The sequence below is a fragment of the Pseudoalteromonas sp. Ld19 genome (genome assembly GCF_045064135.1).
Taxonomy (GTDB): Bacteria; Pseudomonadota; Gammaproteobacteria; order Enterobacterales; family Alteromonadaceae; genus Pseudoalteromonas; species Pseudoalteromonas aliena.
The window spans coordinates 550,946-572,108 of sequence record NZ_JBISHA010000021.1; the positions used below are offsets into that span (position 1 = coordinate 550,946).

Below are 21,163 nucleotides of genomic sequence, written 5' to 3' on the forward strand. Positions count from 1 at the left end.
ATTTATAAGAAAAGGATCCATCGTTGGACGACATATCGACAAGTACCCTATTTATCATTTTAGGTTTATTGGTACTTTTTTCTGCTTATTTTTCCGGTTCAGAAACTGGGATCATGTCAATCAATCGTATACGCCTGCGACATCTTGCTAAACAAGATCATCGTGCAGCTAAGCGAGTCAGTAAATTACTCAGCCGTCCAGATAGATTAATTGGTTTAATTTTAATCGGCAATAACCTAGTCAATATAGCAGCGGCGCAAGTTGCCACTATTATTGGTATACGTTTATATGGTGATTTAGGTATCGCTATTGCTACAGGTGCACTCACACTTGTTGTGCTGATATTTGCCGAAGTGACTCCTAAGACACTTGCCGCTTTATATCCTGAAAAAGTTGCTTTTCCAAGTTCAATAATACTCAAAGGGTTACTTAAAATTCTATTCCCTTTTGTTGTTGTTATTAACTGGATGACCAATGGAATACTGCGGTTATTTGGTATTAGTGCCGCTCAAATCGACGAACACAGCATGAGTAAAGAAGAATTAAAAACAGTGGTAAACGAATCCGGTGCTCTATTACCCGCCCGTCACCAAAGCATGCTAACTTCAATTTTAGATTTAGAACAAGTCACCGTTGAAGATATTATGATCCCACGCAACGAAATTGTGGCTATAGATATAAATGACGACTGGAAACTAATTAGCCGCCAGCTTACGCACTCTCAACATACACGCGTATTACTTTATCGAGATAATATTGACGATGCTGTTGGGTTTATTCATTCGCGTGATGCGCTTAGGCTACTTACAAAAGAGCAATTTGATAAACCATCACTATTGCGTGCGGTTCGTGAAATTTACTTTATACCTGAAGGTACTTCGCTCAATACGCAACTTTTAAAATTCCAACAATCTAAAGAACGTATTGGTTTGGTGGTTGACGAATACGGTGACATTCAAGGTTTAGTTACACTCGAAGATATTCTTGAAGAAGTAGTGGGTGACTTTACAACAACGCAAACACGCACACCAAGTGAAGAAGTTACCACTCAAACAGATGGTTCTTTTATTGTTGATGGTGGTGCTAACGTTCGCGATTTAAACAAAGAAATGGGTTGGGAATTTCCGCTCGATGGCCCTAAAACACTTAGCGGCTTAATTGTTGAGTATTTAGAAGACATTCCTGATGCCAACATTAGTTTACGTATTGCTGGTTACCCTGTTGAAGTGCTCGAAGTAAAAGAGAACATGATTAAACAGGTAAAAATACAGCCTAGTAAGCGAACCCGTTAAAACAAAAAAGGAGCCATTTGGCTCCCTATTTAAACTGTTTTTCTATTACGTAAATAGCCGTTCCAACCAACCTTTATCAAGTTCATCTTCACATCGCTTTAATTGCGCACCATAACGGCTTGCTCTGTTTTTTACCTTATTAGCTACGCCCATTAGCCACTTTTTTTTCTTGTAAGTACCACGTTTGTAGCCGCCCCACCCTTCATGATAATTAAGGTATTGTGCGTAAGCATCCCATTTAGAAATACCATTCACTTTGTGAGTTTTATAAACAAACCATGCCATAAAATCAATTGCATCATCGAAGTCGTCCCGATCTGCGCCACTGTTACCCGTCTCTCTAATATAATCAGACCACGTAGGCGTTTTGGCCTGTGAATAACCATAAGCATCACTGGCACGACCCGTTGGGATTATCCATAAGAAATATTCCATCGGTGGGGCTGCGTCGTGTTTAAACGAGCTTTCTTGATACATCATACTCATGAGTACGTGCTTTGGAGAGCCCCACTTTTCTTGAGCGTCTTTTGCGTCGTAATACCAATCTGACTTTTCTTCAAAAATTTTACAAATATCATTAGGTTGCTTTGGAGGAGCGGTTGCACAGCCAGCTATAGTCAGCACTAGAGATAAAATAATTGTGTTTTTTTTCATATTTTAAGATCTCACTGAACTTTTATAAAATGTGTAGGTCTGATTTTATAATGCAGCAGTACAGCATTGTTTCATCCCTGAAGAATATTTACGCAGCCACTTAAGGGCTGCGTTTTTTTATTTTAACTAACAGCCAATTATTTCCCTTTAAAATACGCATCCAAAAATTCAGTAAACGATTGCGTATCAGCCCCTTCAATCGCTGCCTTAGCCTCATTAGACTCTACAACTTGTTGCTCCAACCAAGGCTTTAAAAACTCACTGTACTGGGCCTCAGCATGGTTTTCCCTATACTTATTAGCCAACGCTAAAGCAAAATGTCCATTATCTAAACCAGACTCTTTTAGTTCTGCCACATAACGCCCCGAATAGGTCAATGCTGGGTTATGGATCCATGTAGCCATCCGCTTTACTGTACTTGAGTAATAATCAACGCCGTAAGCATTATCCATCCACACAGCTACTTCACTTAATTGAGAAAATATCTCATCTCCCCATGATTGAAGACTACGTGATTCATTATTAAAGTTAAGCATGAGCCCTTCTTCGCGACCCTGATTTACAACCGTATCGAGGTTTTCAGTGCTACACGCTTGTTCTTTCCAATCCATTTGTGGTGAATTTTTTAATAAGCAATACGTCAAAAAAACATCTAGAAAGTGAATCTGCTCTATATCAATACCCACTTCGCTAAATGGGTTTACATCTAGTGCCCGAATTTCAATATACTCAATACCCGCTCTAAGTAATGCATCTGTTGGCGTTTCACCATTTTTAGCATTGCGTTTAGGGCGTATAGGTGAATAAAATTCATTTTCGATTTGCAGTATATTTTTATTTAGTTGCTTAGGTGCTGTACTCGTATAGTCATCAAGATTACTGTAAATATCTGATGGCGTATTAATTGCTTTCTTAAGCCCTGCTACATACTCATCAAGCGAATTATACATAACACGTAAAGATGATTGTGCGCTATTTGTATACCCTAGGTTACCTAAACGCAGCGCAGTGCCCACCTCTAAATAAAGTGTGCCTTTGCCCAGTTTTTTGAAGGGTAACTCTGTTTTTCGCCCTTGTAAAAATGAGCTGCATAAAGCCGGTGATGCACCAAATAGATAACTAATTAACCATAGTTCGCGCTTAAAGTTTCGGATAAGTGCTAAATAACCATCAGAAATAAAATCTTGCATGCTTGCATTGCTTTGTTCTAGCGAATGAAGCGAGTGCCACAAGGTATCTGGAAAAGAAATATTAAAATGCACACCCGCAATGGCTTGCATCATACTACCGTAGCGATTTTTTAACCCTTCACGATAGAGTGTTTTCATTTTACCTGTATTGGAACTGCCAAATTGAGCTAAAACAATATCATCTTGATGCTCGATAAAGCATGGCATACTAATAGGCCAAAGCAGTTCATCGCCCATTTTTTCTAGCGTAAACTTTTGTAAATCTTTTAATTGCTTAAGAGTTTGCGACGACGAATCACTAACAGGGGTGATAAACTCAAGTAATGACTCAGAAAAATCAGTTGTAATGTGACCGTTAGTTAACGCACTACCCACACCTTTAGGGTGTCCTTTAGGAGATATCACGCCATTACTTTGTATTCTTAGCGACTCTCGTTCAATGCCACGTTTAATGCCTTTAACTGCGTTGTGGTGCTTTTCAGCTGATAACGCATTAAGCGCATTTGTTAAATCATGTGTTGTCAAAAATATTTCCTCGGGCCACGTGGCTTAATCATAGGGTTATGGGGGCTAGTCACTTATTACTCAAGATTAAATTGCTAAGAACGATACAATTTTTTACCAATGATCGTTTGCCCTGTTTTGAACATACGCGTGATATGAATTACACCATGCAATAAATCGCCATACTGCCACTGCTCTTAACATTATACAATTGCTTTGCACGGGTAACTAACCAATTTCGAGTAAAACATATTAGGCCCTGTTTATCTTTCAAGGTTAAATTTGCAGCAGTCTATTTGGTATTTAGGCAAGGCAGAGCCTATGCAGTGTGGTTATCCCCCATAAATAGGCGATTAGAATAAATGCCAAACATACGCTGCTCATTGGGTTCGCTCTAGTGGCGATTAACTCTTTGTTGCCCACACGGATGTAAGTAAAGGGCGTCAGCATGCCTTAGTATTAAGTTAAGCCGCTTAATAGACCAGAATTTAGATAAAAATAATTCAAAGCACTTTCAATAATTTAATTTAAAAAGACTTGATGTAGATCATAAAAGTGTAAGATATAAATTGTAAGCAGGTATAGATTGGTTCGATTTTTTGCTTTGTACCCAGTAAGCAATATAATAGCGACAACATTAAAGGATGACAGTAAATACAATGCGCAATAATAAAAGCTTAATAAATGAAGAGGTTCACTTTGACGAATCACAAGAGCTCGTTTCCACAACGGATCTTAGAGGTGTAATTACATACGCTAATCAAGAGTTTTGTGCTATCGCAGGATATAGTCCAGAAGAGCTAATGGGTAAAAATCATAATATTGTACGTCATCCAGATATGCCGAAGGCGGCATTTAAAGAAATGTGGACAATACTAAAGCAAGGTCACTCTTGGCGAGGCATGGTAAAAAATCGCTGCAAAGATGGACGCTACTACTGGGTAGATGCCTTTGTGACGCCAATCTTTGAGCATGGTCAATTGATCGGCTATCAATCAGTAAGAAGTAAAGCAAGTGAACAACTTAAACAACGCGCCCAGCACCTTTACAATAAAATAAACGCGGGTAAATCACTGCTCAACCTTCGCGAGCAAACAAATCTTAGACAAGGTATTACACTTATTGGCTTAATCGCTTGGTTAGTTTCTGTTGCTTTATTGGCCTCTTGGAGTACTGCGTTAATTAATTCACTTGTGTGTGTTTTAGTTATAGCGCTAAATTATGATGAATTAATTGCCACCCCCAAGATATTAAACACACAAAAAGCAAATTTCGATTCGGTCTCTCGCTACATTTTTAGTGGAAGTAATCCACATAGCGTGAGTGATTATAGAGAGCAAATGCTTAGCGCAAAATTACGAACTGTGCTTGGCAGAATGAGAGATTCTACACTGAATTTCAATAATATAGCGATACACCTAGATGAACAATCAACACTAACGGAAAAAGGCATTGCCTCACAAGGACAGCGCTTAGAACAAATAGCCTCCGCAATGCTACAAATGAGTTCAACTATTGGTGAAATATCTAATAATACTCACCATACAGCTGATAAAGTAAATCTTACGCATCAAAGTTGTTCTGATATAAAACAACATATTGCTGGCAATAGCTCGATGGTTTCTGACTTAGCGACGCAAGTAGAACAAGCAGCTACAACAGCAAATAGTTTAGCTTCTGAAGCGGATAAGATCGGCCAAGTAATGAGTGAGATTGAGGGTATTGCCGAACAAACCAACTTGCTTGCGCTTAATGCCGCTATCGAAGCCGCTCGTGCTGGTGAACATGGTCGTGGCTTTGCCGTTGTGGCTGATGAAGTGCGTGCACTTTCATCTCGTACTCAAAATGCAACAGCTCAGATTCATAGCTCAATAAAAGAAATCCAAGACACATTATTTAGCTGGTCTAAAATAATGCAAGATACTAAAACACAAGCCGATAGTTGCGTTAGCACAACAGATCAAACTCAAGTAGAGCTTGATGGTATATTTTTGCAAATAAGCGAAATATCTCAACTAGCGACTCAAATATCTGCAGCAGCAGAGCAGCAACAAGTTGTTAGTAGTGACATTGGTGGCAACGTAACACAGATTAAAGAGCTTGGTGACGATAACTTAAACTTGAGCTTTAATGTTGCAAAAGGAGCCGCTGAGCTAGTTGAGGGCTCACGTAAGGTAAATGATCTTTTACTTACTTTTACTGCCAAATAACAATTAACTTTAAACTGCCTCTAAGTTCTACGCATTGTTTTCTTTTGAACTGGGCCCTATACGGGCCTTTTTTTTATAAAAGAAATACCTTACGTGGTTATTCCCTATAAATAGGCGATAACGTGGAATAAATGCCAAACATGCGCTGCCCTTTCGGTTTTTTCTAGGGACAATTAACTCTTTGTTGCTCAATTTTTACTTAGCCCAGCTCTTTATTATCTATAAAGGAAAGAAGTAATATTAGTTATATCGGACATAAATTTCATAGCTACCGTAATCAAAGCCCGATAAATTTAATTCCTCCAGTCAAGCTAATAATGCCTATTCGCTGGTAATACTTAATTAAAAAGATTTAATCTGACGCAAATGGTGTTAAAAACTTCTGATATACAACTGCATGACGCAAGAGGTAGAGCAATGCAAGAGTAATTACCGAGAGCAACTAAATAACGAGGTTTCTTCCTTGTTATCAACAAGATTTTCTTACCTCAAAATAACTCACTTAATTAATACCAATCTGCATAAATCTTTGAGCAATTTAACGAATTAAATTGCACTATAACGTATTTAAAAATTTTTTATTTAGAACAAATAGATACAAAAATTTTTGCCTAGTTCTAGCGTAATTTTCTTAACGTTAAATAGACCCCATATATAAGCAGATTGGTATAAGTGGATCAATACAAAAGGCTTGTATTTAGATAACACGAAAATTAGTTAAAAAAAATGGGCTATAAATTAGCCCATCTTTTATTAATAACTTTTGATAGCCATTAAAGCTATAACTTACTCAATTCTAAACTTAGCCGTCGCGTCTAGCAGATTATCCGATAAGTAATGTAGGTTTTTAGCTACATCACGTACTGCTAGCAATGAATCCATGGTGTCTTCAAATGACACATGCATATTAGATACATTCTCAACAACCATAGCGGCAACAGAGGTCTGTTCTTCAGTCGCAGCTGCAATCTGTGAGTTCATACCATTAATTTCTAGCATCTGCTCTGCAATTTTTTCAATTGAGATACCTGTTTTCTCAGCAGCCGTGGCGTTGTCGGTTGCCATATCACGAGCCGAAGTCATTGCTGTAACCGACTCATTAGCTGCTTTAGTTAGTGCGCCTAATAGTTCACGAATTTCATTAGTAGAATGCGCTGTGCGAGAAGCAAGCTCACGAACTTCATCAGCAACAACGGCAAAACCACGACCATGTTCACCAGCACGTGCAGCTTCAATTGCAGCATTAAGCGCTAATAAGTTAGTTTGATCAGCAATTGAAGTAATTACGTTCAAAATTTGTGACACATTTTTTGTATCATCTGCAAGTTTATTGATTGTTGTAGCTGCTTGATTTATCTCATCACTAAGAGTGCGTGAAGCAGTTACAGACATTTGTACTTGAGAGCGGCTTTGTTCTACTTCTTTTTCTGCCGTTTGAACCGCATGTGACGCATTACCTGCTGATTGAGATATATCACCAACACTCTGCTTCATTTCTTCCATTGACTGCTTAACAATTTCTGCGTCAGTGGTTTGTTTTGTTGTAGCCTTTTCTGCTTGTTCCATGCCTTGCATTAACCGTGTTGAGTTTTCCATTAACGGTTCACATACCGCAATTACTTCAAGTACAGTATCTTTAAGTAAGGCTATAAACGCATTGAAATTAATTGACACTTGCCCAATTTCATCTTCTGAATTTACTGTTAACTGCGTGCTTAAAGAGCCCTTACCGCTTGCAAGTAAGCTTAAGTTATTTGCGGCATCACTCGCCGATGAACCGATCCCTTTGGCAATCCAAATAGCCATAAACAAAAGCAACGTTAGAGACACAACTGCAACAACAAGCATCAAAGTGAGGGCATCATCAGAGCGAGAGCGGGTATTCCCGACTAATTCAAAAAACCTATCATCCGCTTTTTGCTGTGCACCCTTAAAACTTTCTAAAACTGAGCTATACAAGGTTGTTTTTAATTTAGCTTGCTGCTGTATTTTACTAAAATCAGCTCCGCCATTAACCATTCCGTTTGCAATGCTAGAAGATATTCTTTCGTAATTAACGAGTTCTTTTTTTGTTGTGCTGTTCACGAAAGAGGGATTTATTTGCTCTATTAGTTCTATGTTTGATTCAAGCATTTTATAAGTATCACTTGCTTTTATAACAAGCTCTTGCTCACCAAATGTCACTGCTTGGGTGTATAACTCATCAAGTTTTTCTAAAAGGGTTACATTTGATGAGGTTAGTTTTACGACTTTGTAAGATGACTTCTCCATTTCATCAAGCGACACTCTGTTATCATTCATCGCAAAGTAATTGATCAAAACGATCAGTAGGAATGCAATAACAGCTATGCTCGTTATTGCATGTATTTTTTTAGTAATACTTAGATTTTGAAAAGAGAAGCCTGAAGCCATACTGTTTACCCTATTTTATTGTCTAGATCTATTATCGGCTCAATACCTATAAGTGTTAACTATATTTTTAATATTTCTAGTTTTTTTATGCTTTTTTTGAAATTAAATGCAATTAGCAGCAACCGAGTGCTCAAAAAACGTTCCATTTCAAAATTCAGTAAAAAAAAACCAGTAACATTGCTGTTACTGGCTTATTAATTTGGTGCGGATGGGGGGACTTGAACCCCCACGCCCGAAAGCACCACCCCCTCAAGGTGGCGTGTCTACCAATTCCACCACATCCGCATTTCAACTTTTACGTAACTGTTAAATTTAATGATTTATTTGAGGAATATAAATCGTTTAACAATTAATTATTAATTATTAATTATTAATTATTAATTAGGTATATCTGAATTTTTATCTTGAGTAACTGTCACTGGCACATCTTCTTCAACAGGAATTACTGTTTCAGCTGACGGTGCTTTTTGTAAAATTTCCCACTCATCAGTTTTTTTGATTTGACTAGCTGTAAGGTTACCCAAAACGATACTCAAAACAAAAAACACAGTGGCTAAACTTGTTGTTGTTTTTGTCATAAAGTTACCTGCACCTGATGAACCAAAAACAGTCCCAGAAGCGCCAGCACCAAATGACGAACCCATATCTGCGCCTTTACCTTGTTGGATTAAAACCATGCCAACTAAAGCTAAAGCAACTACTAAATAAACTACTAATAAAATTTCGTACATCTTATAGGGTTCCTTTCGCACTTTCACAGATCGCAGAAAATGAATCTGCTTTTAAACTAGCACCGCCAATTAAGCCGCCGTCTATATCTGTTTGTGCAAATAATAATTCGCTATTTTTTTCATTTACGCTACCACCATACAAAATGGTAAGCCCTTGTGCTAAATCACTATCTAGTGCAGCAATTTTATCACGGATAAATTTATGAACGTTTTGCGCCTGTTCTGGCGACGCCGTTTTACCTGTGCCGATGGCCCAAACGGGCTCGTATGCTATCACAGAATCTTTTAATGCTGCTACACCTAATTTCTCAATTACAGCATCTATTTGTGCAGCAACGACAAGTTCTGTTTTACCATTCTCTTGCTCAAATTCACTTTCCCCTACACATAAAATAGGAGTCAAACCGACTTGTTGAGCACGTGAAAACTTTTCAGCCACAGTACTATTGCTTTCATTGTAAATACTTCTTCGTTCAGAGTGGCCTACAAGCACATACTCTGCCCCTAAGTCTTTAACTAGTTGTGCATCAACTTCACCTGTAAAAGCACCAGATTTATACTCAGAAATAGTCTGAGTTCCAGTAGATACACCACTTGCAATAAGCGCTGAAACTAATGGGAACGGAGGAAATAATACAACGTCTATCTTTTTAGATTTAACATTGTTGATAGCGTCAGACATTTGCTTAACTAGTTCTAAAGAACCATTCATTTTCCAATTGCCTGCGACCATCGCTTTGCGTATTGCCATTTTTCCACTCCACATTAGAAAACGGGCGAGATATTAACTTTTATCGCCCAAAAATACAAGCGGTTATTGTTATCAATCAGTGTGTTTGCTCATAGATTCAACAACAGCTGCGATTTTTTGCGCACTATCGATTACAACCTTTTCTTGTTCTGCTTCAACCATAACGCGAACAACTGGCTCGGTTCCTGATTTACGAAGTAATACACGCCCTTTTTCACCTAATGTTTGCTCTACTTCAGCAACAGCTGCCAGCACTTCAGATGATTTGGTCGGATCTGTTCCTGGCGTATAGCGCACATTAATCATTTTCATTGGGTATTTTGTAAAGCCTGCCCCTAAATCTTGTAATGTACGATTTTGTGCAACCATTGCAGCTAATACCTGTAAACTTGAAATGATACCATCACCCGTGCTTATCAAATCAAGATTTAGAACGTGACCAGAGCTCTCTCCACCAATTTTCCAGCCTTTTTGCTGTAGCAGCTCCATTACATATCGGTCACCCACTTTACTGCGTTCAAACTCGATTCCTTTAGCTTTTAAGGCATTTTCTAAACCCATGTTAGACATTACAGTACCAACAACACCACCACCTAGGTTATCATCTTGAGCAGCCTGACAAGCAATAATATAAACTAAATCATCGCCATCAAATACACGACCATTGTGATCAACCATCATCACACGGTCGCCATCGCCATCATAAGCAATACCAACATCAGCCTTTAACTCAAGCACTTTGCGTTTTAAGGTATCTACATGTGTAGCGCCACACTCATGATTAATATTTACACCATTGGGTTCACATGCGTGGGTTATTACTTCTGCGCCTAATTCACGCATAACTGAGGGTGCAATGTGATAGGTGGCACCATTAGCACAATCAACAACTACTTTTAAACCTTCTAGCGACAACCCTTGTGGAAACTGGCTTTTACAAAACTCAATATAACGGCCATCAGCGCTAGGCAAACGACTCGCTTTACCTAGCTTGTCTGAAGCAACACACGTCATTGGTTCATCTAACATAGCTTCAATTTGAAGCTCAACAGCATCATCGAGCTTTAGGCCTTGCCCATTAAAGAACTTAATACCATTATCATAATATGGGTTATGTGAAGCACTAATTACAATCCCTGCTTCAGCGCGAAACGTCTGTGCTAAATATGCAACAGCAGGCGTCGGCATAGGGCCAAGTAATATAACATCAATACCGGCAGCAATTAAGCCAGCCTCAAGTGCTGTTTCAAGCATATACCCTGAAATACGTGTGTCTTTACCTATGATTACTTTTTTAGTACCGCTTTGAGATAACACTCGTCCTGCAGCCCAACCTAATTTCATCGCAAATTCAGGATTAATTGGTGGAGTGCCTACCAATCCGCGCACACCATCTGTGCCAAAATACTTTCTTTCTTTCATTATAAAATTCCTTGTGTGCAGGCTTGATATACATTGAGTACGTCTGCTGTTTCTTTTACGTCATGTACACGAATAATTTTTGCGCCATTTTGCGCTGCAATTAACGCGCCTGCTAGGCTGCCCGCTAATCGCTCGTTTATGTCTCTATTTAACAAATTACCTATCATCGATTTACGTGATAACCCTGCCAACAATGGCAAATCAAATTTATTAAAATCATCAAAGTTAGTTAATATTTCATAGTTATGAGCAAGCGTTTTACCAAACCCAAAACCAGGATCTAGAATAAGTTGTTCTAACTTAATTCCCGCTGTTTCACAGGCTTTAATACGCCGAGTAAAAAATGTGTTGATATCGGCAAATAAATCATCGTAATGAGGGGCTGATTGCATACTACGAGGTTGTCCTTGCATATGCATTAAGCAAATAGCTACATCTTTAAACTGAGAAACGACCTCTAACGCTCGGTGTTCTTGCAGTGCGCGAACATCATTAACAATATCAGCCCCTGCTAATATTGCTTGCTCCATTACTTGCGCTTTACTTGTATCTATTGAGATAATACAGTCACTTTGCTCACGAATTACTCTTATGACTGGAATTACTCGGGCAAGTTCATCTTCAAGCGTTACATCGGGGGCACCTGGGCGAGTAGATTCTCCCCCTATATCTAAAATTTGCGCTCCATCATCTAATAATTGCATCGCACGCTTTAACACTTCAGCAGGCTTTAAAAATTGCCCACCATCAGAAAACGAATCCGGCGTTACATTCAATATCCCCATAATAACGGGTTTTTCAAGATTGAGTGTACGCCCTCTTGGAAGAGTTAATGTGCTAGTCATTGCCAACCTTTATTTTTTCTAAATCGCTGATACAAAAAAGCCCCGAAGTTCGGGGCTTTCATTCACTATTTTAACGATTATTCAGCTTTATCATCAAGGTTTGTTTCATCTTTTTTTGATGAATCATCCAATTTTTGACTTTCATCACTAACAGGCTCTTGAGGTTCTTCTACTTTTGCAGGTTTTGCTTCGTGGCGATCGTGTGCATCACGAGGTTCACGAACTTCCTGACGCGCCATTAAATCATCAATTTGCTTAGCATCAATAGTTTCATATTTCATCAGCGCATCTTTCATTGAGTGAAGAATATCAATGTTTTCTTTTAATATTTCTTCTGCTCGTTGATAGTTACGATCAGATAGTAATCGAACCTCTGCATCTATTACTTTTGCTGTATCGTCCGACATGCTAGATGAACGACTACTGCCACCGCCCATGTACATTTCGTTTTGATCTTCAGCGTAAAGTAACGGGCCTAGTTTTTCACTTAAACCCCAATGCGTAACCATTTTACGCGCTATATCTGTAGCTCGCTCAATATCGTTACTTGCACCCGTTGTTACTTTATCCGCACCATAAATAAGTGCTTCAGCAATACGACCACCATAGAGGCTAGAAATCATCGATTCTAAAAGCTCTTTGGAATGGCTAACGCGATCTTGTTCAGGTAGGTACATTGTTACACCGAGCGCTCGGCCACGTGGAATAATAGATACTTTATAAACAGGATCATGCTCTGGCACCATACGGCCAACAATTGCATGGCCTGCTTCGTGGTAAGCTGTCATCTCTTTCTCTTGCTCGCTCATCACCATGGTCTTGCGCTCAGCACCCATCATGATTTTATCTTTAGCAGCATCAAACTCAGCCATACTTACAACACGCTTATTACCACGTGCTGCGTAAAGCGCAGCTTCATTTACTAAGTTTGCTAAATCAGCACCTGAGAAACCTGGCGTGCCACGTGCTATAAGAGCCGCTTCTACGTTATCGCCTAATGGCACTTTACGCATGTGTACTTTAAGTATTTGCTCACGACCACGAATATCAGGTAAACCTACTTCAACTTGACGGTCAAAACGACCTGGACGAAGTAATGCAGGGTCTAATACATCTGGTCGGTTAGTTGCTGCGATAACGATGATACCTTCGTTACCACCAAAACCATCCATTTCTACAAGCATTTGGTTTAGTGTTTGCTCACGTTCGTCGTTACCGCCGCCCATACCAGCACCACGTTTACGACCAACAGCGTCAATCTCATCGATAAAGATAATACAAGGCGCTGCTTTTTTAGCTTGCTCAAACATGTCGCGCACACGTGATGCACCAACACCTACGAACATTTCAACAAAGTCTGAACCAGAAATTGTGAAAAATGGGACTTTCGCCTCACCGGCAACCGCTTTTGCAAGGAGTGTTTTACCAGTACCCGGTGGGCCGACCATTAGTACGCCCTTAGGAATACTACCGCCTAGCTTTTGGAATTTTGATGGGTCACGTAAAAAATCTACCAGTTCGGTAACATCTTCTTTTGCTTCATCACAACCTGCAACATCAGCAAAGGTTGTTTTAATTTGGTCTTCGCTCATTAAGCGCGCTTTGCTCTTACCAAACGACATAGCCCCTTTACCACCACCGCCTTGCATTTGACGCATGAAAAATATCCATACACCAATAAGCAATATCATCGGGAACCAAGAAATAAATATACTTGCTAAAAACGATTGTTCTTCAGGTTTAACACCCTTCACAATGACATCGCCTTTAAGTAAGTCATTTAAAATGTCTTTATCGTAAATTGGCATAATCGTTTGAAAACGCTCGCCACTGGATTTAGTGCCAGTAATTGTGCCACTGGTACTTTCAATTGCCACTTCTTGTATAGAGCCATTTCGGGCATCTTTAACAAATTGACTGTAGCTTGTTTGACGATCTACTTGATCGCCGCCATTAAAGCTCTGAAAGACTGACATCAGCACAACTGCAATGACCAGCCATAGTATTAAATTTTTCGCCATATCGCTCAAGGGGTTAACCTCTTGTATCCAATTAATTTAAATTCAACTAAACGCCAAGCAACTGTACTACAGTTTGTATCCAGTCGCTACTATATATACTTCCCGAGAACGGGCACGCGAGGCATCAGGTTTACGTATTTTCACTACTTTAAAACTATTACGTACGTCTTGTAAGTATTGATCAAAGCCTTCACCTTGGAATACTTTTACAATAAATGCGCCATTTTTCTTTAGTACTTGACTACACATGTCTAGTGCAAGCTCTACCAAATACATACTACCAGCTTGATCAACTGAATTATTACCACTCATATTTGGTGCCATGTCAGAGAATACCACATCAACATTTTTACCATCAATGCGTTTTAATAACGCATTTAATACCGCCTCCTCACGAAAATCACCTTGTAAAAAGTCAACACCGGCAAGAGAGTCCATTGGTAAAATATCACACGCTATTACCTGACCTTTATCACCCACTTTTTCAGCTAGGTATTGAGACCAACTACCAGGAGCCGCACCTAAATCAACTACGGTCATACTTGGACGCAGTATTTTATCTCTATTTTGGACTTCATCTAATTTAAAAACGGCTCTAGAACGCCAGCCTTTTTTTTGCGCTTCTTGAACATATTTATCATCAAAATGTTCTTTCAGCCATCGCTGTGAACTGGCTGACTGTTTTTTATTTGTCATAAATTAACACGCAACTAATTAGTAATATTCTTAAGATGGCGGTAGAATACCCTTAATTCAAGCCATATTCAGCAAAATTTGTATAAACATGACATTATCAAACAAACAAAAGCAGTTTTTAAAAGGTCAGGCACATAGCCTCAAGCCTGTAGTTTTACTAGGTTCTAACGGTTTAACCGAAGGCGTAGTAATGGAAATTCAAAGCGCATTAGAAATTCACGAATTGATTAAAGTTAAAGCTCCAACTGACGATCGTGAGACTAAAGCACTTATTTTTGAAGCTATCGTTCGTGAAACAGGTGCGACTAAGCTACAAACAATCGGTCATACTATCGTGCTTTACCGTCAAAGCGCTGAGAAAAAAATACATTTACCACGTAACTAAAATAGTATTTTATTTCGTATATAAAAAAACCAGCTAGCGCTGGTTTTTTTATTCTAGGGCGTGTTGGCTTTGTGGATTGGAAAATTTAATTAATGGCTATTAGGGCCTAAAAGTTCATGGTTAAATCACTTACATCATATTTATGCGTCTCATTATTTTTATTTAATAAAAAGTAACGCGTAAAATCTGTTTCATGCATTGGCTCAACATTGTCACCTGAGAGTAACTCTGCAAGCTTAGGTGTAGTGTTACTGTGTCCAATTACAATCACAACCCCATCTAAATCAAGTAATGTATTTTGAAGTGTAATTAAATCACTTGCATTATATACCTCAGCTTTAATCTTAAAGTACTTTTCTAATGGCGCTACTGTTTGTAATGTGCGCTTGTAGTTGCTGCTAAACAACTGAACTTTACTATATTTTTCAAATAGACTAATCAAACTCTGCGCACGCTTTTCACCCTGTTCTGTTAGGCTAGGATTCTCCCCTGATGATTTTTCACTATGGCGGAATAAATAAATTTCATCCGGCGCTGCAAATACTGAATCACAGCTCAGTAACGCAAGTAAAAGTAGCATCATTATATTTTTAACATTCATATTTTTTGACCTCGTTTATACTCTAATAAGCGATTAATAAATTCCGTCGTCAGTTCATTTATTGCACCGGTTTCTGCGTTTATTATTAAACTGAAACCAACGTTTAAATGTGGAAAAACAACTAAGTCACTGCGATACCCTTGAACCCAACCACTGTGATAATAAAGTATTTCATCGGCATAATTATATATTCTCCACCCTAACCCATAGAATGTGCCCTCTAAATGCTTTTTCCATACGCGCCTATAGCGTTCTTTTTTTGTCAAAGTATAAGGACGAGTTTGAATTGCCAATGCATCAAGTGATAAAACTTCGGGATACTGACCTAATTGTGCTTTTAACCAAATAGCCATATCACTCGCACTTGCGTTAATGCCAGCTGCAGGCCCGACTTTATAATAATTTTTTTTAAGCTTGGTACTGTACCAACGTTTTTTTCCACGCACGTGCGGCAAGGCATAATTACGATCTTTTACCATTGCGTCATAGCCTAAGCTGGCGTCAGCCATTTTTAGGGGACTAAATATCGCGTCAGTTAACCAGCTAGTGTAGCTTCTGTCTGTGCTTTTTAAGATAACCTCATTAATTAAACTAAACATAACATTTTGATAGCCATAACAACGTCCAGGTTTACAGATTGGTTCAACATCTAGTAACTGCTGAACAATATCGGGGTAACTCATAGGCGATTCAATCAAATTGTCGTAAGCATTTGGAACCAAGCCGCTTGAATGGCTTAAAATATGAAACACTTTTAAATCGTTTTTATAATTCGTGTTTTTAAAATCAGGAATATATTCACTAATTGGACTATCTAATTTAAGTAGGCCCTCGGCGGCTAGTTGAGCAGCCAACGAGCCTGCAAACGTTTTAGATACAGATGCTAATCTAAAGCGGGTATGCGCGTTTACTTTTCTCCCGTTGGGTACTTTAGTTAAGCCCATAGTATGAATATAATCTCGGTTTTGTGTATTAACTATAGACAAGGCAGCACCAGGAATACCTTTGCTTTTTAGTTTTTTTTCTACATAACGACCGTATTTTTTTACAAATGCATCCCAGTCAGGATCTGCTTTTGCTGCAAAGCCCACCGTGCTAAATAATAAACACACTGCGGCAAAGCAATACAGCAAAGGGTTAAGGTACTTCATTTTATAATTTTATCTTTTAACTTTATCTAGACACATAATATCATGAAGTTTTGTTTGGACTAACGTACAATACGGCAATTATTATGCTTTAGTGGGTGTTTAGTTCTTATGCGTTTTTTAGTTGTATCACTTTTTATTTTTTTATCCGCTGGTTGTTCAATCACAAAGCAACCTGCTGAATCTTTAACCATGCCGTTAAAGCCAACTTTAAAAAGTCAAACATACCTGCTTGAGTATGAAACAGAGCACGCTTCTCCAAAAGTAAAGTCTGTTCAATTACCTGCTCATAAAATACAGTTTAATCAAACAGTTAAAATCGTATCAGATAAAGCAAGTATGACTGACACATTATTGTCGCAAATAAGCCAAGCACTTAACGAAAAACAATTAAAAGTAACAACAAGAAACGATAGTGATTACATTCTTACAATTCAACAACTTGATTTAGCATTTAAAGACGATATTCAATACACGCCAAGTAAACCAGAAAAAGCATATCCTTTGTATAAAAAGGTTGTTCAACAATACCCCACTCAACAATGCGCAGCGATTTTTGCAGAAGTAAGCATGCGGTTAACCCACAAAAAGTCTGGTGACGTTGTGTGGTTTGCAAAATCATCAATAGACAGTGCAAGCTTTCACCAAGAGCCGCTAGCTTATAGCTTTAACGAAGAACAAAAAATATCTAACGAGTTGGAAGTAGCTGCTTTTATCCACCAACAAAATACGGAGCAAGCACGCCTTGCTCGAGTAGATAAAGAAATAGAAATACCCGATTATAAAATAATATCGAAGCTATCTAACCTGACAAAAATAAGTGGACCATGTAATCGCACAGAAGTGAGCGCATTGACTCCCATGATGCAATTTTACTTAAGTAGTATATTAATAGATAAAATTAAAGTGCAGTAAAGCTCGGCTTTCACTACATTTTCTTACAGATTATGAAAGGCTATTAACAATATACTACGCTTTATAACAACTAATAATTAGGTCGAAAGATGAAACACTCTTTACTTAACCATACTTTATTTTACATAAGCTTATTTTGTAGCTGCATGTACAGCACTACAAGTATGGCAAGTAATCGCTACTACGCCGATAATACACTAGAGCCAACTCAAGGCTTTGCCTGGGATTGGAGTGCCGGTGGGGGCTATTATATTAAAGATTCATACTTAGTCGGTGTTGACTCCTACGCCGACGGTATAGAGATTGATTTAAGCCTTGCTATTTCTTACGATAAATTCTATCTCGACTTCGATCATAACCAACTCAGTGGTGGCTTTGTTATAGGCTATAGTTTAGTTGATAAGTTTGATTGGGGATTAGATATTTTAGCCACAAATATTCAAGCGGGGTTTGATGAAAGAGGTATTGGCCTTACCGGGAATGATATAATCGATGAATTACGCGGTATAAAATCACGTAGCTATGACTTTGATACTGGTCTTAGATTAACTCGTCGCTTTGCTAACTCACAAATATCATTTGAATACCTTCATGATATTTCAAGCACCCACAATGGCTGGGTTATTAATACCTTTTTTAGTCACATTTTACCTTGGCGAAATTGGGAGTTTAGATCGGGTGTTGGACTAAGTGCATATTCTGCCAATTTTACTAACTATTATTTTGGCATAGATAAAGATGAAGCTTCAGCACTACGCCCTATTTATAAAACAAACGTTAGTGCCAGTCTTATTTTTGAATTTCATGCTGAGTACCCTATAAACCAAGATTGGGTTTTTTTAGCTGGTTGGCTTACTACATGGTTTTCAAAAGAAATTGATAACAGTCCTATCATTTCTCAAAGGTATCAACACAAAGCCAAGGTAGGCCTACGTTATGTATTTTAGATGGATTTGCATACTCGCAATTTTTCCTACTGTTTTGTCTGCACAGACAGAAAGTGACCCAGTACCACTTATTGTAATTCCCGATACATGTGTCGCCTTACGTGAAGGGCGAAATTGCTATGCCGATGTTGTCATAACATGGCAGCAACCGACTATTGGCAACTACTGCTTACGTGATGCAACCTCTAAATACATTATGCAGTGTTGGCTAAAACAAAAACAAGGCACGCTTAATTACACCTTTGACTCAGAGCAAAGCATCGCGTTTGAGCTTTTTGACAGTAACACATCAAAAGTAATCCATACCAGCGAAGTTAAGCTACAGTGGGTATACCAAAACAGGCAAAAAAAGCGCCGCTGGCGACTATTTTAAACAACATATTAAGGATAGTTTATGGATAATTACGGTACTATTTTACTCGTTGAAGACGATGTATCGCTTGCTCAATGGGTCGCTGAGTATTTAACTGAGCAGGGTTACACCACCCATGTTTGCCACCGAGGTGATGAAGTAATAAGTAAAGTAAAAACCTTAAATCCAAATATTGTTCTACTCGATATTATGTTACCTGGACAAGATGGCATCAGTGTATGCAGAGAGCTTCGTAGCTTTTATACTGCACCAATTATCATGCTTACCGCTCGAAACGAAGAAATGGATGAAGTCATAGGTTTAGAGGTCGGAGCAAGCGATTATATAATGAAGCCTGTTCGCCCACGTGCGCTTTTAGCGCGGATCAAAGCGGCACTTCGCCAAAACAATGAACCTAATAAGCCAAAAACAAACAATAATATTGTTACTGTTGGTACGTTGAGTATTAACACCGAATCACGTAACGTAAAATTTAACGAGCAAGATATAAATATTTCGAGCGCCGAGTACTTATTACTGCACTACTTAGCGAGTAACGCAGGTCAAGTGGTGTCTCGCGATGCCGTTTTTAAAGCAACTAAAGGCAGGGAATACGACGGCCTTGATAGAAGTGTTGACGTGCTTATTTCTGCGCTTCGTAAAAAGTTTAACGACGACCCGCAAAATCCAGAAAAAATTAAAACCATCTGGGGGCGAGGCTATTTACTCGTTACCACCGCGTGGTAATAAAATGATGCGTATATAAATGAAAACGTTTTATATCTCATTACTTGGCAGTGCACTTTTATCGATCGTAGTGTTAGGCTGGTTAATTGATACATTTAGCCAACAAACCCATTCACCGCAAGATGAGTTTGCTGTACAAAGTAAAATGATTACTGGTTTCAGTCAGCAGTTAACTTATATTGCCACTTCCGAACGTAAAGCTTATGTAAAAAAACTTGCTGATGACTTTGATTTACTGCTTGATTATAAATTAAATGACTCACTTGCTCTGCCTCCTTCACTATTATTGCAAATGCATAGACCTAATGGTTTGATTTTAGAAGATCAACAAGGCTTTTATATGCTTTATAGCAGTCAAACGTTAAGCCCCTATCATATTTCAATGCGGCTAGATAAACGCGCAAATAAAGAGCAGCGTAACGATATCGTACTGACTCTTCTTTTTTATACTGGGTTATGTGTTTTTATGGGTTTTATTATAGCCCCCCTAGCAAAACGCCTCACTGTTTTAAACGAAGCGGCTAAAAAGTTTGCATCAGGTAACGTGCAAGCCAGAATTAAAGTATCGTACTTTACTTATATTAAAGATGTAGAGCTTACTTTTAACCGGATGGCCAGCCAGATAGAAAAACTAGTTGCTGAAAATAAGCTTATGGCTTCGAGTCTTTCTCACGATATACGCACACCAATTGCCTGCTTAAGATTTGGGCTCGACGCAGCATTAGACAGCCGCGAAGAACAAAAAATAAAGCAATACTTAGCCCGTATGGAAAATGATTTAGATCATATGGAATCAATGCTAAAAAGCTATTTAGCATTTTCAACACTTGAACAAAATGCTAATAAATTAACGTATTCATCCACTAATATTAAGCACTACCTTGAAAACATTTTAGTGCAGCTAGCCCCTAAATTAGAATCACAAATGCTCAATATTCAACTCAACAGTTCGAACGATATAATTAACGCCGACTTACACTGGCTCGCTCGCGCAATCACAAACTTATTAACCAATGCATGCGACTTTGCTGAACAACATATTTACCTCAGTGCACGCCTTGATGAGCAACAACTTGTTATTACTGTTGAGGATGATGGCCCTGGTATTGCTAAGGAAAACTTTAACAACGTATTCAGTCCATTTTTTAAAGAAGAAGCACACCGAAATCGTGCAGATAAAAGTTATGGCCTTGGTTTAGCTATTGTGGCTAAAGTTGCCGATTGGCATCACGGTAATATTCAAGTCAGTACCAGCAAACAACTTGGAGGCGCCTGCTTTACTCTTACTATTGATCAACATTATAAAACGCAAAGTATTCGTTAAGTGCTGTGCCTAATGA

The 21,163-nt window shown here is 38.6% G+C and carries 19 protein-coding genes and 1 tRNA gene; 8 read left to right on the forward strand and 12 right to left on the reverse strand.

From position 1 onward, the window contains the following. The first annotated feature begins 23 nt into the window (after window positions 1-23). On the forward strand, window positions 24-1,292 hold the full coding sequence (locus ACJJVZ_RS14455; RefSeq protein WP_138585703.1) for an HlyC/CorC family transporter: 1,269 nt from the start codon (window positions 24-26) through the stop codon (window positions 1,290-1,292). A 45-nt stretch (window positions 1,293-1,337) separates the two neighbouring features. On the opposite strand, the gene ACJJVZ_RS14460 is transcribed toward ACJJVZ_RS14455, so the two are convergent. Then, on the reverse strand, window positions 1,338-1,946 hold the full coding sequence (locus ACJJVZ_RS14460) for a transglycosylase SLT domain-containing protein (RefSeq protein ID WP_193155747.1): 609 nt from the start codon (window positions 1,944-1,946) through the stop codon (window positions 1,338-1,340). A gap of 137 nt (window positions 1,947-2,083) precedes the next feature. Beyond that, window positions 2,084-3,661: a glutamate--cysteine ligase gene (gene gshA, locus ACJJVZ_RS14465; RefSeq protein WP_405601444.1), complete on the reverse strand. Its 1,578-nt coding sequence runs from the start codon at window positions 3,659-3,661 to the stop codon at window positions 2,084-2,086. Between the two features lie 638 nt (window positions 3,662-4,299). Here gshA and ACJJVZ_RS14470 point away from each other — a divergent pair. Continuing rightward, a complete protein-coding gene (locus tag ACJJVZ_RS14470; RefSeq protein ID WP_405601446.1) occupies window positions 4,300-5,850 on the forward strand; it encodes a methyl-accepting chemotaxis protein in 1,551 nt (516 codons plus the stop codon). 786 nt (window positions 5,851-6,636) lie between these two features. On the opposite strand, the gene ACJJVZ_RS14475 is transcribed toward ACJJVZ_RS14470, so the two are convergent. The 8 genes from ACJJVZ_RS14475 to rlmE all read right to left on the reverse strand — a co-directional run bounded on the left by ACJJVZ_RS14475 (window position 6,637) and on the right by rlmE (window position 14,728). Beyond that, window positions 6,637-8,262, reverse strand: a complete 1,626-nt coding sequence (locus ACJJVZ_RS14475) for a methyl-accepting chemotaxis protein (protein ID WP_138585519.1) — start codon at window positions 8,260-8,262, stop codon at window positions 6,637-6,639. Between the two features lie 200 nt (window positions 8,263-8,462). Next, window positions 8,463-8,547: transfer RNA gene (locus ACJJVZ_RS14480), tRNA-Leu, on the reverse strand. Window positions 8,548-8,639: 92 nt separating this feature from the next. Then, window positions 8,640-8,993 carry a preprotein translocase subunit SecG gene (gene secG, locus ACJJVZ_RS14485; RefSeq protein WP_138585520.1) on the reverse strand — a complete coding sequence of 118 codons (354 nt, stop codon included), beginning with the start codon at window positions 8,991-8,993 and terminating at the stop codon, window positions 8,640-8,642. A gap of 1 nt (window position 8,994) precedes the next feature. Further along, window positions 8,995-9,744: a triose-phosphate isomerase gene (gene tpiA / locus ACJJVZ_RS14490; RefSeq protein ID WP_182702206.1), complete on the reverse strand. Its 750-nt coding sequence runs from the start codon at window positions 9,742-9,744 to the stop codon at window positions 8,995-8,997. Between the two features lie 72 nt (window positions 9,745-9,816). Then, window positions 9,817-11,166: a phosphoglucosamine mutase gene (glmM, locus tag ACJJVZ_RS14495; protein ID WP_405601450.1), complete on the reverse strand. Its 1,350-nt coding sequence runs from the start codon at window positions 11,164-11,166 to the stop codon at window positions 9,817-9,819. Continuing rightward, complete coding sequence (gene folP, locus ACJJVZ_RS14500) at window positions 11,166-12,011, reverse strand: dihydropteroate synthase (RefSeq protein ID WP_405601453.1); 846 nt, start codon at window positions 12,009-12,011, stop codon at window positions 11,166-11,168. The genes glmM and folP overlap by 1 nt, the downstream gene beginning before the upstream one ends. A 77-nt stretch (window positions 12,012-12,088) precedes the next feature. Continuing rightward, entirely contained in the window at window positions 12,089-14,032 is a 1,944-nt protein-coding gene (gene ftsH, locus ACJJVZ_RS14505; RefSeq protein WP_226894537.1) for an ATP-dependent zinc metalloprotease FtsH, read from the reverse strand. A gap of 66 nt (window positions 14,033-14,098) precedes the next feature. Then, entirely contained in the window at window positions 14,099-14,728 is a 630-nt protein-coding gene (gene rlmE, locus ACJJVZ_RS14510; RefSeq protein ID WP_405601455.1) for a 23S rRNA (uridine(2552)-2'-O)-methyltransferase RlmE, read from the reverse strand. A gap of 88 nt (window positions 14,729-14,816) precedes the next feature. Here rlmE and yhbY point away from each other — a divergent pair, with 88 nt between their 5' ends. Beyond that, window positions 14,817-15,113 (forward strand): ribosome assembly RNA-binding protein YhbY, encoded by a 297-nt coding sequence (yhbY, locus tag ACJJVZ_RS14515; RefSeq protein WP_077538615.1) that lies wholly within the window; start codon window positions 14,817-14,819, stop codon window positions 15,111-15,113. Window positions 15,114-15,219: 106 nt separating this feature from the next. Here yhbY and ACJJVZ_RS14520 read toward each other — a convergent pair whose 3' ends face one another. Continuing rightward, on the reverse strand, window positions 15,220-15,714 hold the full coding sequence (locus ACJJVZ_RS14520) for a histidine phosphatase family protein (RefSeq protein ID WP_193155756.1): 495 nt from the start codon (window positions 15,712-15,714) through the stop codon (window positions 15,220-15,222). After that, window positions 15,711-16,865: a serine hydrolase domain-containing protein gene (locus ACJJVZ_RS14525; protein WP_405601458.1), complete on the reverse strand. Its 1,155-nt coding sequence runs from the start codon at window positions 16,863-16,865 to the stop codon at window positions 15,711-15,713. The genes ACJJVZ_RS14520 and ACJJVZ_RS14525 overlap by 4 nt, the downstream gene beginning before the upstream one ends. Window positions 16,866-16,973: 108 nt before the next feature. Here ACJJVZ_RS14525 and ACJJVZ_RS14530 point away from each other — a divergent pair, with 108 nt between their 5' ends. The 5 genes from ACJJVZ_RS14530 to ACJJVZ_RS14550 all read left to right on the forward strand — a co-directional run bounded on the left by ACJJVZ_RS14530 (window position 16,974) and on the right by ACJJVZ_RS14550 (window position 21,147). Continuing rightward, a complete protein-coding gene (locus tag ACJJVZ_RS14530; RefSeq protein ID WP_405601461.1) occupies window positions 16,974-17,777 on the forward strand; it encodes a hypothetical protein in 804 nt (267 codons plus the stop codon). Window positions 17,778-17,866: 89 nt separating this feature from the next. Beyond that, window positions 17,867-18,724, forward strand: coding sequence for a MipA/OmpV family protein (locus ACJJVZ_RS14535; RefSeq protein ID WP_405601463.1), 858 nt, complete (start codon window positions 17,867-17,869; stop codon window positions 18,722-18,724). Next, complete coding sequence (locus ACJJVZ_RS14540) at window positions 18,714-19,097, forward strand: DUF3019 domain-containing protein (protein WP_405601465.1); 384 nt, start codon at window positions 18,714-18,716, stop codon at window positions 19,095-19,097. Before ACJJVZ_RS14535 ends, ACJJVZ_RS14540 begins: the two co-directional genes overlap by 11 nt. 21 nt (window positions 19,098-19,118) lie before the next feature. Continuing rightward, on the forward strand, window positions 19,119-19,823 hold the full coding sequence (locus ACJJVZ_RS14545; RefSeq protein WP_077538627.1) for a response regulator transcription factor: 705 nt from the start codon (window positions 19,119-19,121) through the stop codon (window positions 19,821-19,823). Between the two features lie 19 nt (window positions 19,824-19,842). Then, window positions 19,843-21,147 carry a sensor histidine kinase gene (locus tag ACJJVZ_RS14550; RefSeq protein WP_405601467.1) on the forward strand — a complete coding sequence of 435 codons (1,305 nt, stop codon included), beginning with the start codon at window positions 19,843-19,845 and terminating at the stop codon, window positions 21,145-21,147. Window positions 21,148-21,163: the final 16 nt, after the last annotated feature.

What these genes read in the sequence shown, in the direction of transcription:
- rlmE (WP_405601455.1), bottom strand. Translation starts at nt 14,728, where the DNA reads ATGACAAATAAAAAACAGTCAGCCAGTTCACAGCGATGGCTGAAAGAA.
- ACJJVZ_RS14535 (WP_405601463.1), top strand. Translation starts at nt 17,867, where the DNA reads ATGAAACACTCTTTACTTAACCATACTTTATTTTACATAAGCTTATTT.
- tpiA (WP_182702206.1), bottom strand. Translation starts at nt 9,744, where the DNA reads ATGGCAATACGCAAAGCGATGGTCGCAGGCAATTGGAAAATGAATGGT.
- glmM (WP_405601450.1), bottom strand. Translation starts at nt 11,166, where the DNA reads ATGAAAGAAAGAAAGTATTTTGGCACAGATGGTGTGCGCGGATTGGTA.
- ACJJVZ_RS14530 (WP_405601461.1), top strand. Translation starts at nt 16,974, where the DNA reads ATGCGTTTTTTAGTTGTATCACTTTTTATTTTTTTATCCGCTGGTTGT.
- yhbY (WP_077538615.1), top strand. Translation starts at nt 14,817, where the DNA reads ATGACATTATCAAACAAACAAAAGCAGTTTTTAAAAGGTCAGGCACAT.
- ACJJVZ_RS14540 (WP_405601465.1), top strand. Translation starts at nt 18,714, where the DNA reads ATGTATTTTAGATGGATTTGCATACTCGCAATTTTTCCTACTGTTTTG.
- ACJJVZ_RS14520 (WP_193155756.1), bottom strand. Translation starts at nt 15,714, where the DNA reads ATGAATGTTAAAAATATAATGATGCTACTTTTACTTGCGTTACTGAGC.
- ACJJVZ_RS14460 (WP_193155747.1), bottom strand. Translation starts at nt 1,946, where the DNA reads ATGAAAAAAAACACAATTATTTTATCTCTAGTGCTGACTATAGCTGGC.
- ACJJVZ_RS14550 (WP_405601467.1), top strand. Translation starts at nt 19,843, where the DNA reads ATGAAAACGTTTTATATCTCATTACTTGGCAGTGCACTTTTATCGATC.
- ACJJVZ_RS14545 (WP_077538627.1), top strand. Translation starts at nt 19,119, where the DNA reads ATGGATAATTACGGTACTATTTTACTCGTTGAAGACGATGTATCGCTT.
- ACJJVZ_RS14470 (WP_405601446.1), top strand. Translation starts at nt 4,300, where the DNA reads ATGCGCAATAATAAAAGCTTAATAAATGAAGAGGTTCACTTTGACGAA.
- ACJJVZ_RS14475 (WP_138585519.1), bottom strand. Translation starts at nt 8,262, where the DNA reads ATGGCTTCAGGCTTCTCTTTTCAAAATCTAAGTATTACTAAAAAAATA.
- ACJJVZ_RS14525 (WP_405601458.1), bottom strand. Translation starts at nt 16,865, where the DNA reads ATGAAGTACCTTAACCCTTTGCTGTATTGCTTTGCCGCAGTGTGTTTA.
- folP (WP_405601453.1), bottom strand. Translation starts at nt 12,011, where the DNA reads ATGACTAGCACATTAACTCTTCCAAGAGGGCGTACACTCAATCTTGAA.
- ftsH (WP_226894537.1), bottom strand. Translation starts at nt 14,032, where the DNA reads ATGGCGAAAAATTTAATACTATGGCTGGTCATTGCAGTTGTGCTGATG.
- secG (WP_138585520.1), bottom strand. Translation starts at nt 8,993, where the DNA reads ATGTACGAAATTTTATTAGTAGTTTATTTAGTAGTTGCTTTAGCTTTA.